Source organism: Thiothrix subterranea, assembly GCF_016772315.1.
Lineage (GTDB): Bacteria > Pseudomonadota > Gammaproteobacteria > Thiotrichales > Thiotrichaceae > Thiothrix > Thiothrix subterranea.
This window is the reverse complement of the sequence record NZ_CP053482.1, coordinates 3,360,369-3,374,904: the sequence shown is the minus strand read 5'-3', so window position 1 is coordinate 3,374,904 and position 14,536 is coordinate 3,360,369. Positions and strand designations below refer to the sequence as shown.

At 49.5% G+C, this 14,536-nt stretch carries 14 protein-coding genes and 1 tRNA gene; 9 read left to right on the top strand and 6 right to left on the bottom strand.

The window, feature by feature from the left end:
* Window positions 1–57 precede the first annotated feature (57 nt).
* From hisD to pyrE, 4 genes are all read left to right on the top strand, one after another.
* Entirely contained in the window at window positions 58–1,359 is a 1,302-nt protein-coding gene (hisD, locus tag HMY34_RS16680; protein WP_202716561.1) for a histidinol dehydrogenase, read from the top strand.
* A 190-nt stretch (window positions 1,360–1,549) separates the two neighbouring features.
* Window positions 1,550–2,044, top strand: a complete 495-nt coding sequence (locus HMY34_RS16675; RefSeq protein ID WP_202716560.1) for a hypothetical protein — start codon at window positions 1,550–1,552, stop codon at window positions 2,042–2,044.
* A gap of 116 nt (window positions 2,045–2,160) precedes the next feature.
* Window positions 2,161–3,021 (top strand): archaetidylserine decarboxylase, encoded by an 861-nt coding sequence (gene asd, locus HMY34_RS16670; protein ID WP_202716559.1) that lies wholly within the window; start codon window positions 2,161–2,163, stop codon window positions 3,019–3,021.
* Window positions 3,022–3,024: 3 nt separating this feature from the next.
* Window positions 3,025–3,666, top strand: a complete 642-nt coding sequence (gene pyrE / locus HMY34_RS16665) for an orotate phosphoribosyltransferase (protein ID WP_202716558.1) — start codon at window positions 3,025–3,027, stop codon at window positions 3,664–3,666.
* 8 nt (window positions 3,667–3,674) lie between these two features.
* Here the strand turns inward: pyrE and HMY34_RS16660 are convergent, their stop codons facing one another.
* Window positions 3,675–5,066, bottom strand: a complete 1,392-nt coding sequence (locus HMY34_RS16660; RefSeq protein ID WP_202716557.1) for a cytochrome-c peroxidase — start codon at window positions 5,064–5,066, stop codon at window positions 3,675–3,677.
* A gap of 246 nt (window positions 5,067–5,312) precedes the next feature.
* Between HMY34_RS16660 and HMY34_RS16655 the strand changes: the two genes are divergently transcribed.
* Window positions 5,313–5,885: a helix-hairpin-helix domain-containing protein gene (locus tag HMY34_RS16655; protein ID WP_202716556.1), complete on the top strand. Its 573-nt coding sequence runs from the start codon at window positions 5,313–5,315 to the stop codon at window positions 5,883–5,885.
* A 57-nt stretch (window positions 5,886–5,942) separates the two neighbouring features.
* Here HMY34_RS16655 and HMY34_RS16650 read toward each other — a convergent pair whose 3' ends face one another.
* Complete coding sequence (locus tag HMY34_RS16650; RefSeq protein WP_202716555.1) at window positions 5,943–6,200, bottom strand: helix-turn-helix domain-containing protein; 258 nt, start codon at window positions 6,198–6,200, stop codon at window positions 5,943–5,945.
* Window positions 6,201–6,757: 557 nt separating this feature from the next.
* Window positions 6,758–8,788 carry a monovalent cation:proton antiporter family protein gene (locus HMY34_RS16645; protein WP_228287894.1) on the bottom strand — a complete coding sequence of 677 codons (2,031 nt, stop codon included), beginning with the start codon at window positions 8,786–8,788 and terminating at the stop codon, window positions 6,758–6,760.
* A gap of 107 nt (window positions 8,789–8,895) precedes the next feature.
* On the opposite strand from HMY34_RS16645, the gene HMY34_RS16640 reads away from it, so the two are divergent.
* Window positions 8,896–9,321, top strand: a complete 426-nt coding sequence (locus HMY34_RS16640) for a hypothetical protein (RefSeq protein WP_202716554.1) — start codon at window positions 8,896–8,898, stop codon at window positions 9,319–9,321.
* 3 nt (window positions 9,322–9,324) lie between these two features.
* Complete coding sequence (locus HMY34_RS16635) at window positions 9,325–11,070, top strand: ABC transporter ATP-binding protein (protein WP_202716553.1); 1,746 nt, start codon at window positions 9,325–9,327, stop codon at window positions 11,068–11,070.
* 40 nt (window positions 11,071–11,110) lie between these two features.
* Here HMY34_RS16635 and HMY34_RS16630 read toward each other — a convergent pair.
* A tRNA-Arg gene (locus HMY34_RS16630) sits at window positions 11,111–11,187 on the bottom strand.
* A gap of 147 nt (window positions 11,188–11,334) precedes the next feature.
* Here HMY34_RS16630 and HMY34_RS16625 point away from each other — a divergent pair.
* Entirely contained in the window at window positions 11,335–11,562 is a 228-nt protein-coding gene (locus HMY34_RS16625) for a hypothetical protein (protein WP_202716552.1), read from the top strand.
* Between the two features lie 135 nt (window positions 11,563–11,697).
* Complete coding sequence (locus tag HMY34_RS16620) at window positions 11,698–13,236, top strand: PD-(D/E)XK nuclease domain-containing ATP-binding protein (protein ID WP_202716551.1); 1,539 nt, start codon at window positions 11,698–11,700, stop codon at window positions 13,234–13,236.
* Between the two features lie 471 nt (window positions 13,237–13,707).
* Here the strand turns inward: HMY34_RS16620 and HMY34_RS16615 are convergent, their stop codons facing one another.
* A complete protein-coding gene (locus HMY34_RS16615) occupies window positions 13,708–14,058 on the bottom strand; it encodes a hypothetical protein (RefSeq protein ID WP_202716550.1) in 351 nt (116 codons plus the stop codon).
* Window positions 14,059–14,074: 16 nt separating this feature from the next.
* Window positions 14,075–14,239, bottom strand: a complete 165-nt coding sequence (locus HMY34_RS16610; RefSeq protein ID WP_202716549.1) for a hypothetical protein — start codon at window positions 14,237–14,239, stop codon at window positions 14,075–14,077.
* Window positions 14,240–14,536: the final 297 nt, after the last annotated feature.

Sequence of the window (14,536 nt, the reverse complement as noted above, 5' to 3'; positions counted from 1 at the left end):
CATGTCCTCCGTAGGGGCGACCGGCGGTCGCCCTCTTATATTCTTAGGAGTTAACACATGCTCAACATTACCGAATTAAACACCACCGCCAGCGATTTCTGGGCAAAGCTGCAAGACTTGCTGGCGTGGGAAAGCGTCTCTGATGACGCGGTATTCAATACTGTCAACGGCATCCTCAAAGATGTGCGCAAACGTGGCGATGCGGCAGTGGTCGAATACACCAACCGCTTCGACCGCATGAGCGTCGGCAGCATGGCGGAACTCGAAATCCCCGCCGCTCGCTTGCAGGAAGCACTGACTAAAATCACGCCAGAACAACGTGTTGCCTTGGAAGCAGCAGCAGCTCGCCTCAAGTCCTACGCGCAACACCAATTGCTGGAATCGTGGAGCTACACCGAAGCCGACGGCACATTGCTGGGGCAACAAGTCACGGCGCTGGATCGGGTCGGTTTATACGTCCCCGGTGGCAAAGCAGCTTACCCCTCTTCCGTGCTGATGAATGCCGTACCTGCCAAAGTCGCGGGCGTGCCGGAATTGATCATGGTTGTGCCCACGCCGGATGGTGAGGTGAATGAATTGGTGCTGGCAGCGGCAGCGATTTCTAACGTTGACCGCGTGTTTGCCATCGGTGGCGCACAAGCAGTCGCGGCACTCGCTTACGGTACAGCCACCGTCCCGCAAGTGGATAAGGTCGTCGGCCCCGGCAATATCTACGTTGCCACGGCTAAACGTATGGTATACGGCACTGTCGGTATCGACATGATTGCAGGCCCATCTGAAATTCTCGTCATCTGCGACGGCAAGACCAACCCAGATTGGATTGCGATGGATCTGTTCTCCCAAGCGGAACACGACGAAGACGCACAATCCATTCTGGTCTGCCCCGATGCGGCTTTTATCGAACAAGTGAAAGCCAGCATCAACCGGCTGGTGGAAGAAATGCCGCGCAAGGCGATCATTTCCACCTCACTGCAAAACCGTGGCGTGCTGATCCATGTGCAAGATATGGCAGAAGCAGTGAAAGTCGCCAACTACATCGCGCCAGAACACTTGGAGCTTTCCGTGGAAAATCCGCGTGACATGGCGACGCAAATTCGTCATGCAGGCGCGATTTTCATGGGACGTTATACGGCGGAAGCAGTGGGCGATTATTGTGCAGGGCCGAACCACGTATTGCCGACTTCACGTACCGCGCGTTTTTCCAGCCCGCTGGGGGTGTATGACTTCCAGAAACGTTCGTCGCTGATTGATTGTTCGGCAGAAGGTGCGTCGGCGTTGGGCAAGATTGCGTCAGTATTGGCACGCGGTGAAGGCTTAGTGGCACACGCTCGCTCAGCCGAATATCGCATCAAAGATTAAGCGCTTGTGTTCGCGGTTTAGCCTTCAAAAGCCCCCTTCAGCGGGGCTTTTTTGTTCTCTGTAAAAAGTTCACTGTTATTGCAAAAAATTTGCAGAAAACGTGCAAAACCTCTTTACATTAGTAAATGCTAATATTATTATTATCCCATACTGAAGTTTTCCAAAATACAACCTGCTAGGAGATAAAATTATGAAACTGCAAACTATCGCTTTCGCTGCACTGGTCGCTTTTGCTGGCACTGCTTCTGCTGAATTCACAGACGGTTTTGACAATGGCTCTGCCACTGGTCAAGGCGCAGGTCAAGGCACTGCTTCTACTAGCGGTCAAGGCACTGGTTACGGCACTGGTAAGAGCGACGTAAACGGCTGGGGTCGTGGTAAAGGCGACGCTGATGGTGAAGTTGATTTCGCTATCACGTTCAAAGGCAAAGGCAAAACCAACTTAGATACCGACATGGCTGCTAACGGCAAAGGCAATGGCGACTGGTACGGTACTGGTAACGGTTATGGCTACGGTAACGGCAATAGCAATGCTTACGGCTACAACAACTTTGCTGCTAACGGCGCTAACAACGGCTTTGCTCCAGCAATGATGGCGCCACAAATGCCAATGGCAATGCCTACTGCACAAGCACCGGTTGCTGCGGCTCCTGTTGCTCCAGCCGCTCCTGCTGCTGCGAAATAAGACTGACGCAAGCATCACAGTTTGCTAAAAGGCATCCTTCGGGATGCCTTTTTTGGTTTATTCTCCCCGCTTTTACCGTATTATCCTGCCTTTAGCCGCTAACACACGAATTCTGCATGAATCTACTCGATATTCTAAAAGCTTGGCCTCTGTACATTTTGCCGCATCACTTCATCTCTCGATTGGTATTCCGCCTGACTCGCATCCAATGCCCAACCCTTGTACCACCTGCTATCCGTTTATTCAGCAAGGTGTTCAAGGTCAATTTAGCGGAAGCGCTCAACCCTGATCCCGCGAGTTATCCGACATTTAATGCGTTTTTCACCCGCCCATTGCAACCTGCCCTGCGCCCAATGGCAGCAGGTGATCAGGTAATGGTTAGCCCGGTGGATGGGCGCATTAGTCAAATGGGTAAAATTGAAACGGGGCGTATTTTCCAAGCCAAAGGCCATGAATATTCTGCGGTGGAATTGCTCGGTGGGGATGAGGTGCGGGCTGCCCCGTTTATGCAGGGTCAGTTCATGACAATTTACCTGTCCCCGCGTGATTATCACCGCATCCACATGCCACTCACCGGCACATTGACTGAACAAGTTTACGTACCGGGGCGACTTTTCAGCGTGGCGGGGCATACCGTGCGCACCATTCCGCGCTTATTTGCCCGCAATGAACGAGTCGTGACGCTGTTTGATACCGAATTCGGCAAGCTGGCAATGGTTTTAGTGGGCGCAATCAATGTTGCCGCCATTGAAACCGTGTGGGATGGGCTGGTCACGCCTCCACAAGGTTGGGGCGTCAAGCGTCAAACATTCCCAGATGTTAATTTGGCAAAAGGTGCGGAAATGGGGCGTTTCAATATGGGTTCTACCGTGATCTTATTATTGGAAAACCCCAGTCTGGCATGGAATCAAGCACTAGGGGCTGACGTAGCGCTTCAGTTAGGACAAGCATTAGCGAATTTACCCGCAAAGGATTAAGCAATGAAAAGCTATCAACAAGATTTTCTGGATTTTGCCATCGGGCAAGGCGTCTTGCGTTTCGGCGAATTCACCCTCAAATCAGGTCGGATTAGCCCGTATTTTTTCAATGCTGGCTTATTCCAAACCGGCTCGGCACTTTCACGTCTTGGTAAATTTTATGCGCAAGCCATCGTCGACTCTGGCGTAGCGTTCGACATGCTGTTTGGCCCGGCTTACAAAGGCATTCCGTTAGCAGCGGCAACGGCGATTGCGTTATATGAACACCAGGGCAAAGATTACCCCTACGCTTTTAATCGCAAAGAAGCCAAAGATCATGGCGAAGGCGGCACAATTGTGGGCGCTCCCTTGCAAGGCCGAGTTTTGGTCATTGATGATGTCATGACCGCAGGCACTGCCATTCGTGAAGCAGCGGATATTGTCGCGGCTCAAGGCGCAACCTTGGCGGGTGTGGCTATTTCACTCGACCGTCAGGAACGTGGCAAAGGGGCGCAATCCGCCGTGCAAGAAGTGGAAGCCCTGTACGCTATTAAGGTGATTAGCATCGTGGGTTTGCGCGAAGTCATTAATCACGTCGATAGCAGTTTGCACGATGCCGCTTTGCTGGAAAAAGTACAGGCTTACCGCCGCGAATTCGGAATTTAAAACCGCGCCTAAAACCGCGCCTGCAATACCGATTCTGGTAAGTTTGCGCCGGACGGTATCCAACGCTGTAAACAATCCGGGCGTGTCACACACGGGTCAGTCAGCGTGTGCAGAAAAGCAAGCAAGTGTTGCACATCCTCTTCCTGATACGCCTGCCCTGCTAGGTCGGTATTGCCACCCAACATTTCCCGTAAATTCACCGCCAATTGCGCGGTGGGAATGTTGGGCTGGGTTAATTGCCCACGGTCATAATTCAGCGCCGCCTGAAACGGATTCAGCATGTGTCGCACAACCGCTTCAAGGCTGGTATACGCGCCGTTATGTCCCCACGGCCCGGTCACTGCCACATTCAACAAACTCGGTGTACGAAACCGGAACTTATCATCGGGGTGTTGCGTGACTAACCAACGCCCATAATCTTGTTGCAGGGCTGCATCTTTATTGCCCTTGCCCGGCCCGATGGGAGGCATTAAGACATGGCGAAATTGCTCATCCGTAAAAAAATCGCCGCGATGACAGCTTGCACAAGCATACCCACCGGCGTCACGTTCCCGAAAAAATAGTAAAGCACCGCGTTTTGCCGAGGCGCTGATAGCTGCCAGCTCACCTTGCACATATTGTTTCCAAGGGGTATTCACGAACACTTGGGAACGTTGGTATTCCGCTAACGCTGCCGCAATCGTTTGCTCGGTAATCAACGCGCTGGCGTCAGCTTGCGGTTGTTGGTAAACATGGCGAAACGCCTCCAACCAATAAGCCGTTTCCGCAATAGGCAAGCGTGATTCAGTGCTTGCGCCATGCCCACCCAAACGCTCGGCTAAACGTTCGCGACACGATTGCGTAGTTCCACCAGCATCAAAGATTTCCCCCCGCATTTCATGATTGGACGTCACCGGAAAACGGGCTTGCGCATGAACCAAATTATCCCCAGCCAATGGGTCGGGCTGCAAATAAGCCACATCGGGGGTAGTAATGCCTGTTTCAAGCTGCGCAACACGCCCATCATGAAACATAAACTGCTGCCACAAACCGCTATTAAACGTCGTCGGTGCATTGCGTGGCACACTGGGGCTAAGTTTGCCTTGTAACAAACGCTTGTGACCCAACACATTCGGCTCGGCAGCATCTACTCCAATCGACAATGACAAATTATCACCACCACCCAGTAAAGGATGATGACAACTGGCACACGCCACATCGCGATTGCCAGACAGGGCTTTACTGAAAAATAATTGCATCCCCAATTGGGCTAAGGGTGATTCGATCGCGGGCAAAATTCGACCTTGCTGCGCATCCCCCGTTAAGCCATGCTGCCGAATGAGCGTATTCAAAGTAGCATCATGTTCAGAGCGCAATACGTTAGCGCTGCTGTTGTCGGGCTGATAAATGGTGTGCGTCACTGTTTCATCCTGACAAGCTGCCAATAATAACACTACACACATAACCGCAATAAAATTTGACGACATAGCGAGAAAGACACTAATAGCAATGAGGTCATGCATTATTACATTGTCATAGATCAAGCTGGGAGGAGGTTTGTCTGCCAAACCCTACCATTTGGTGTATTCTGTGTGCCGTATTATGTGTTTAGAATCCGCTTTGCAATAAAAAGCATTAAATACACGCTCAATTAATGGAGTTTCACAATGTCTAAACTAGTAGGCGTATTTATTCTTGGGATCTTAGTCGGTTGGTTAATCGAATGGATTTTCGTCAGATTATTTGTCCCCAACCCCAAGAAAAAACTTGAAGTCGCCCTGCAAGCCAGTCGTAAAGAAAATAGCACACTGCAACAACAAAACCGCACCTTACAAGCGGAATTAACGGTTGCCAAAACGGAAAAAGTTGCCCCGCCAGCGCCTCAAACCACACTTGAAGCCGTCACAGCCGCTGAACCTGCTGTTACCACGCCAGAACCCGCCGCCATTGTTACCGAAACACCCGCAGTCGTAACAACAATCACTGATAGCGCAAATGATGATGATTTGACCAAATTAAGTGGCATCGGCCCTAAATTAGCCGAAGCCATGCAAGCCAATGGCATAAAACGCTATGCGCAATTAGCGGAATTAACCACGGATGATGTGAACGGAAAATTGGCTTCTAGCGGTATTCGCTATAGCAAGACATTCGCAGAAAGCTGGGCAGAACAAGCAAAACTTGCGGCTGCAAGCGATTGGGATGGATTGAAAACGTATCAACAAACCTTGAAAAACTAATACTAATATCCGGGGCGGTTCATGATAACCGCCCCTTCTAACCATGTTTACTCTCGATTAGAGCAAGTTATGGCGCTTCAGCTTAGTACGCAGCGTCGCACGGTTAATGCCCATGCACTGCGCCGCCTTAGACTGGTTGTTATGCGTATAACGCATCATGATTTCCAGCATAGGGCGTTCAACCTCATCCAACACCAAACGGTAAATGTTTGATGCTTCATGATCACCCAGTGTATCCAAGTAATCTTGTAAAGTACGAGCAACCGTTTCAGACAAAGAAGCGTCCAGACCGGCACGAGAAGATGTATTCGTCATATTGATGCAACCTTTTTAGTATTTGTTGGTACGATTCTACACAATGTTTCATTAACCGTAGCCAACTGCTTTTCAGGAGTCGTGATCGCAAAAATCCCTTTAATAACTTGTATCGGAGGTGATTCGATCCAGATACCACCCGAATGCTTCCGTGCAATACGGACACCTGTATCCGTTCCATAGAAGTCGTGCATAGCCCTAATGTGATCTAAAACGACTCGACACCTTCCATAGACTGCTAGTTGTGCAAAAAGTTTTCTAAAATTTAAAAAAATTAGCAAATTTTTGCCTATCCTAGCACGTCTCTGGTTGATTCAAGCCACTCTACCCATCATCAGGCTATCGGCATGTGTGAAATCCAGAATGGTTTTTTATACAGAAACCATCTAACTAAACGCATATCCTGAATAAAAGAATACCACAGAGTGAAATATATCCAATGGATTAGGTGGATAAACGGTAGTTTACCACAGAAAAACGGCTTGGATTTAATGCATATAAAATGTATTGACAGGCTCGCCGCAAAGCTTAAAAAACAACCAGCTCAACCAAGCCCCTCAAATATCGCCCGCAACAGGAATAGTTGCCTTTGCCAACTTGCCCCCTGTCCGCAAAACAGTCTCCACTTCGCGGAAACATTCCGCTTTGCCACCTTCCAGCACCAATACATCACCGGCTTGCAACAGAATATCGGCTGATGGCTCTTCACCACGAATATCCCCACGCCGCAATGCCTTAATGGACACCGCAAAACGTCCTAATTCCAGCGCCGAAATTTGCTTGCCGGTGGCATAATCCTCGTCTTGCAACCGAAACGTATGCAAAAAAGCCTCGGTTTTTTTACCCACCGGCAACGTTTTGTCGCGCTCACCGTGGTAATAACTGTGCAATGCGCGGTAACTGTCACGCCGGGTTTTTTCGGTCATCTGAAACACTTCATCCGGGCTAAAACCGAGCTGTTCCACAATGCGCTGGGTGATCATCAGGGTAGCCTCCAGCGTTTCGGGCAACACACTGGTAGCACCTAAACGCTCCAAAGTTTTCAGGTGACGCTCATCACGGGTGCGCACCAAGACCGGAATATCCGCACGTTTGAGGCGCACCGCTTCAATAATGCGTTTGGCGACCTCGACCTCCACCACCGTAATCACCACCATGCGGGCGCGTTCCAAACCGGCTGCCATCAGGATTTCCGGGCGAGTGGCATCAGCATAATGCACCGGATCGCCTGCCTCCCATGTCCTTTCCACAATGCTAGGGTCAAGATCCAGTGCAATGTACGTCACACCTTGTTCTTGCAAGAAACGCGCAATATTTTGACCCATGCGCCGATAACCGCAGAGAATCACATGATTTTCCACCTCATTGACGGCAGTACTGACTTCTTCCGCATCTTTAAAACGCTGGTGCGTGTAAGTATCCGCCAACAATACATTGGTAATTTTTTCATTGTAACGAATCAAAAACGGTGAAATCGCCATGCTGATCACAATAGCCGCCAAGGTCGTTTGTGCCTCACCCTGTGACATCACTTTATTGCTTAATGCCAATGCCAACAATGCGAACCCAAACTCGCCCCCTTGCGCCAACACCAAACCAGTACGCAAGGACGTCGCATTATTTTTTACAAACAAGCGGGTGAGCAGCGCAATCAACAAACCTTTGCCGACAATCAAACCCAACACCAATAGCAATATCGGCAGCCACAAGGAAGGCAGTATCGCAATATCTAACTTCGTTCCGACCGTGATGAAAAAGATACCCATGAGAATGTCGCGAAACGGGCGGATTTCACTCTCGATCTGATGCTTATATTCGGTTTCACTCAGCAACATTCCGGCTAAAAACGCCCCCAGTGCCAATGACAAGTGCATGGATTGCGTCAACCAAGCCGCCGTCAGCGCCACCAATAGCACCGTAATATTAAACAGCTCGACCGATTCAGCACGGGAAATATACTGAAATAATGGGCGCAGCGTGTAATGCCCCACCAACATCATCGCCACAAACAGCAACGCTGCAAAAAAAATCTTCAGCAATAATTCGCTAGGGTTTAACGCCAAATCCGCGCCGCCCGCCAACAACGGAATCATGACCAGAAACGGCACAACCGCAATGTCTTGAAACAACAAAATACCCAAAGCTGATTGCCCGTGCGCGGCCCGCATTTCTGCCTGATCCGTCAATTGTTTGACCACAATTGCCGTCGATGACATCGCCATTGCGCCACCCGCGACCAACGCACTCGTCCACGGCACACCGAAGTACGACAAAATCATCACGCCCGACAAGGTAGAAATCACCACCTGCAACCCGCCCAAGCCGATAATCGTGGTGCGCATCGCCATGAATTGCTTGAGTGAAAATTCCAGCCCAATCGCGAACAACAGAAACACCACCCCAACTTCGCCCATAAAGGCCAAGCCTTCGCTGTCCGGGATAAAGCCCAGCCCATGTGTCCCCATTAAAGTTCCCACGAGGAGATAGCCCAAAATAGGCGGCAAATGCAAGGTGCGGAATGCAGCAACAGCCCCAACGGACATCACCAACAGCAGCAGGATGCTTTGTAATAAGTCGTGTTCTTCCAAGGAATCCCCTACAATTTGTTCAGTTGTTTTAGCCAAGTATACGGGTTTCTGACCTTATAGACACAGTGTCAGTTCAATTCTTATCCAAATTTTAAGCGAGCGAATACGTGCACACGATAAGCGATTGGCAACAATTACTCCGGTATTTATGGGTCGCCCCCATTACCCTTTGGTGTTTACCGTTCGCGTTACTGGCAAAATGGACAGGTGGCGGTTACGCCCTGCACACGGGTGTTTTGGAAATTTGGGGCGGTTGGGTCGGGCGCTGGTTGGCGCGAGGCATTCCCTTTCTCGGTGCGGTCAATGCCATTACCGTCGGGCATTGTGTCGCAGGCGTATCCCCCCAACACTTGCGTAATAGTCGGGTGCATGAACGGGTGCATGTGGAACAATTCGAGCGCTGGGGTTGCTTATTCCCCTTCGTGTATTTTATCGCTGGGGTACGGGCGCAACAACGCGGCGGCAGCTTCTATTGGGATAACCCTTACGAAATCGAAGCCCGCGCCAGAGTCGCAGCAACAAGGGACTGTTAGAACATGGATATTATTTTTCGTGAATATGGCGCAATCATCCGCCAGAAATGGGGCTGGTTTGTCGTCGTTATGATCGGCATTACCGGCGGCGCGGGGCTGGAGCTGTTAGTACCGCTGTATTACAAAGAAATTGCCAATGGCTTGTCCAAAACCTTCACGGCGGATACGCATCACACACTGCTGCAAAATCTGAGCTACATTGCCATGACTTACGGCGTCATTTGGCTGAGTTGGCGAGCGCTGGAACTGGGCATGATCATGTTCCAAAGCTGGGGCTTAAACAAACTCGATAAACGCTGTTTTGATGTGCTGGTAAAACAACGCACCCATTTTTTCGAGAACAATTTTGCAGGCAGTTTGGTCAAGCAAGCCAACCGTTTCATCAAAGCATTTGAAACCATTATCGACTGGATGATTTTTCAGTTTTACGGCAATTTGCTGCAAATCACCCTCGCCTTCATTATTTTTTACCAACAACAACCCACGTTTGCGCTGTACTTTCTGATATGGGTTGCCATCTTTTTGGGCTGGAGTGGTGGCTTTCTGATTTGGAAACTGAAATTCGACCTGCGGGTTGCGGCGATGGATTCCAAACTCGGCGGCGCGTATGCCGATGGCATTAGCAATATCGCCATTGTCAAAAGCTTTGCGCTGGAACAACACGAACGTGCCAATATTGGCGCACTGGCGGATGAATCTTACCGAGTGCGCAATATCGCGTGGCTATTGACCTTTGTCTCGTTTGCCGTACAAGGCATCTTGGTGTTCAGCATCGAATTGCTGCTGATTTATTGGATGATCGGCGAATGGCAGAACGGCGCATTCGAGATCGGTGAATTTGTATTATTCCAAACCGTGCTGCTCATCCTGATCAAACATTTGTGGGATTTTGGGATGAATTTCCGGCGCTTTTTCAGTGTGTTGGCGGATGCGCGTGAAATGGCAGACGTTTTCCGGCAAACCGATTTGGAAGACGATCATGCGGCTATGCCAACCCACACCATTACGCAAGGCGACATTCGGTTTGAGCAACTGGGGTTTGCGTATGGCACAGCGGATAAGCAAGTCGGCTTATTTAATGATTTCAACCTGCACATCCAGCCCGGTGAAAAAGTGGCATTGGTGGGGCATTCTGGCTCAGGCAAAACTTCGCTGACCAAATTGCTGTTTCGTTTTGTCGACCCGCAGCAGGGCAGAATTTTGTTCGATGGCGTGGATGCTACTGCGTTTTCATTGGCATCATTACGTTCACAAATTTCGCTGGTTCCGCAACAACCGGATCTGTTTCACCGCAGTATTCGCGACAATATTGCACTGGGCAAAGCCATTCCCGATGAGGCGTTGCGTGAAGTCGCCCGTAAAGCCCGTGCGCTGGATTTCATCGACAAACTGCCACAAGGCTTTGACACGCTGGTGGGCGAACGCGGTGTGAAATTATCTGGTGGTGAAAAACAACGCATCGCGATTGCCCGCGCGTTTCTGGAAGATGCGCCGATTGTAGTACTCGATGAAGCCACCAGCGCGCTGGACTCGCTCACCGAACAGCAAATCCAAGTCGCTATTTTCGAGCTGATCGAACGTAAAACCGCGATTGTGATTGCGCACCGACTGGCAACCATTCTGCGCATGGACAGAATCATTGTGTTGGAAAATGGCGAGATTATCGAACAAGGCACGCACAGCGAATTGCTGGCATTGCGCGGCAAATACCACGAAATGTGGCAACACCAAAGTGGGGAGTTCCTGTAACGAAAAAAGGCTGACGTTAAGTCAGCCTTTTTAAATGAGATGGCGCATCTGGAAGGATTCGAACCTCCGACCACCTGGTTCGTAGCCAGGTACTCTATCCAACTGAGCTACAGATGCGCTGGAAGAGGTGCGCATTATGCTAACTTGTTCAGAGTCGGTCAAGCAAAATTTTCAAAAAATTTTACTTGTTTGGCATCTTTTATTGCCGGAAGCGTGAAGTTGCCCTGATATACTCATCAATGTCCGTAACACCAGAGGTTTGTCATGCAAGCGATAAACAATATGCCAGCAACACCCGCGCATTTGCCCTTTTTACAGGCAATCTGCTGGCAAAGAGACGACGTGACCAGCCTCGATGTCGATGAAATGCTCGACCTGTATGAGCGCGGCTGGAATTATCGGGGTGTGCTGGCTGATTTGGAAGGTGAGGAATTGGCTTTTTTAAAAGCGTTGGCAAGCGCCAAACACTCATGGCTGCTTAACGATGTTTGAACTTGATCACCATCGCAAAATGGCGGCTGATCATGGGCTGGCAAGGACAGAGAGAACCATTACAGAAAGCCTTTAAGCACATTTCTAGGTGCTTCTGCTATTCTTATCAAATAATTGTTTACGTAGACTACTGCCATGCTGCAACGCCTCCCTGTTGGTATCCAAACTTTTGACAAGTTGCGTCAAGATAACTACTTGTATGTAGACAAAACACAAGCTATCCATAATTTGCTGACGGGCAAAGCAGGCTATTTTTTCCTATCGCGCCCGCGTCGTTTCGGTAAATCGTTGCTGCTTTCCACCATCAAAGAAATCTACCAAGGCAATCGTGCGTTGTTCGATGGGCTGTGGATCGCGGATCAGTGGGATTGGAGCAAGACACACCCTGTCATTCACCTATCTATCAATAAACTCGACTATCAGGGATTGGGTTTAGAAACGGCATTACAACAAACGCTGGAGGCGATTGCAGCGCAACATGGTCTCACTTTGGTGAGTACGACGCTGAAAAACGTGTTTGCGGAACTGCTGGAAAAACTCGCCAAACAACAGGGCAATGTGGTGTTGCTGATCGACGAATACGACAAGCCGTTGATTGACTACCTCGATGACATTCCACAAGCCAAAGCCAACCAACAGACCATGAAAGCATTTTATTCGGTGCTGAAAGACAGTGACCCGTATTTGGAGTTTTTGTTGATTACGGGCGTGTCGAAGTTCAGCCGCGTGTCGATTTTCTCGGATTTGAATAACCTGTTTGACCTGACGTTTGACCGCAGTGCCAGCACGCTATTGGGGTATACACAAGCGGAATTGGAACACTATTTCACACCCTATATGCCGGAAACGGAAAGCTATCTTGGCTTAACTCGTGAGGCGTTGCAGGAAAAAATCCGCGAATGGTATAACGGTTACAGTTGGGATTTGCGTACCCGTGTTTACAATCCGTATTCGATCTTGAGCTTTTTTCAGGCGCAGGCATTCCGCAATTTCTGGTTTGAATCTGGTACACCGACGTTTTTGCCGAAGTTGATGCGCCGCAAGAAAGTGTATCGTCTGGATAAATTGCGGGTAGATGAATTGGCTTTGGGCAATTACGATCTTGAAGAATTGGAGCTTGTCCCCGTGATGTTCCAGACAGGCTATTTGACCCTCAAAGACCAAGATAAACGTGGCATGTATTGGTTGGATTATCCTAACCGTGAAGTACGGGCGTCAATGATGATGTTTTTGATGGCGGAATGGGCGCATGTTGAACCTGCAAAAACAACGCCGATGGTGGTACACCTGAGTGAAGCCTTTGACGATAATGATTTGCCTGAGGTGATTGAAATCATCAAAACGGTATTCAAGAAAATTCCGTATCAGATTTTCTTACAAGACCGTGAGGCGTATTACCACAGTTTGATTTACTTGACGTTTTTCTATCTGGGGCAGTACAGCGAAGCGGAAGTCAATGAAAGCAACGGGCGGGTGGATTGCGTGGTGAAGACGGCAACGCATATTTACATTCTGGAGTTCAAGCTGGATAAGACGGCACAGGCGGCAATGGCGCAGATTAAAGAGCGCGATTACGCTGGGGCATTTAGGGATGATCCGCGCCCGAAGGTGTTGGTAGGGATTAATTTTAGCAGTGAGCTGAAGAGTGTGGATGATTGGGTGATGGAACAGTAAACCTCACCCCATCATCCTCACCATTTGTACTATTTTGCGGTACACCCTCGCGAGCTGCTTGCTTGTTCCCGCAACTCACGCATAAAATTATAAATAACTCCACGGTTGGCGCGTTGTGGCTCAGCCCCTTCTAGGGATGCGGCAGGCGTTATGAACGCCGCTGTGGAGTCGTTACTAACGCACGCTCATTGAAACTTGCAACAGCCTGCGCAATACTAGACACAAGCTCGGTTGAGCGGGTTGAAGTCAGGTTAACGCCGCCAGCGTTAGCAGATGCGGCAACCCATTGAGCAGCCTTGCCTACAACCCCAGCAGAGCGGATTGAAGTCGGGTCAGTCAAACCAGATTGAACAGTCGAGTCAACCCATTGAGCTGCTGGGGTTTCTTCATCGAATACGACGGCTTTAACCATATGACACACCCACTATCAGGCGCACCCTCTACCACGCAGTCCTGAGCGCTATTTGCACCTTATAACAGCTTGACAACATCAGTGTCATTAATTACTTTGTTGACAGAGCCAGCAGAATTGGAATCCTCATTGGGCAAGTGGAGTCCTCTCGATTGAAACCACTGCTGGCTTCTCTGTTTGTGCCAATACTTCAATAATCTATTAGCTGCTTGCTTGTCTTGCAACTCACGCATAAAATTGTAAAGAACTCCACTGTTAGTGCGTCGTGGCTCAGCTCCTTCTAGGAATGCGGCAGGCTGATTTAATCCTCCAGTGGGGTTCACTTTTTTCAACACAACCTCATACACATAAAGCCTGCTTTCAGGCGTTAATGCTCTAACTTCCATCAGCAGGAACTTGGTCATCAACATTGATTATTTTGTCGGTTTATGTCGCCCGTAGCAGCATCCTGATTTCGTCGGCTGACTCCCGCATCTCTTTCAGCAAGGATTCAACTTCTGACGGACTCAACAGGCGTGGAGTTGGCAAGGTAGTGAGCTTCGCTTTGGTTAATGGCTGCAAAACCGTAGCCGGTGGCTTCTCTGAACGCATTCTCAATATCCCCATAATTGGTTCTGAGCTTGGAAAGTATCTCATCTAAAGGCTGCTTCAAAGTAGCATTCATCTATTTTACGGTGAAAACACCATCCGCCCAAGCCATGCGCACTATTTCCACCCTGCAACAGCTTGACAACATCAGTTTCATTAATTACTTTCTTGACAAAGCCAGCAGGATTGGAATCCTCATTGGGCAATTGTAGCCCCCTAGATTGAAACCACTGCTGGCTTTTTTGCCTGAGCAGACCGACACCAGCCTAAAAAGTGTGGATGGTTGGGTGATGGAACAGT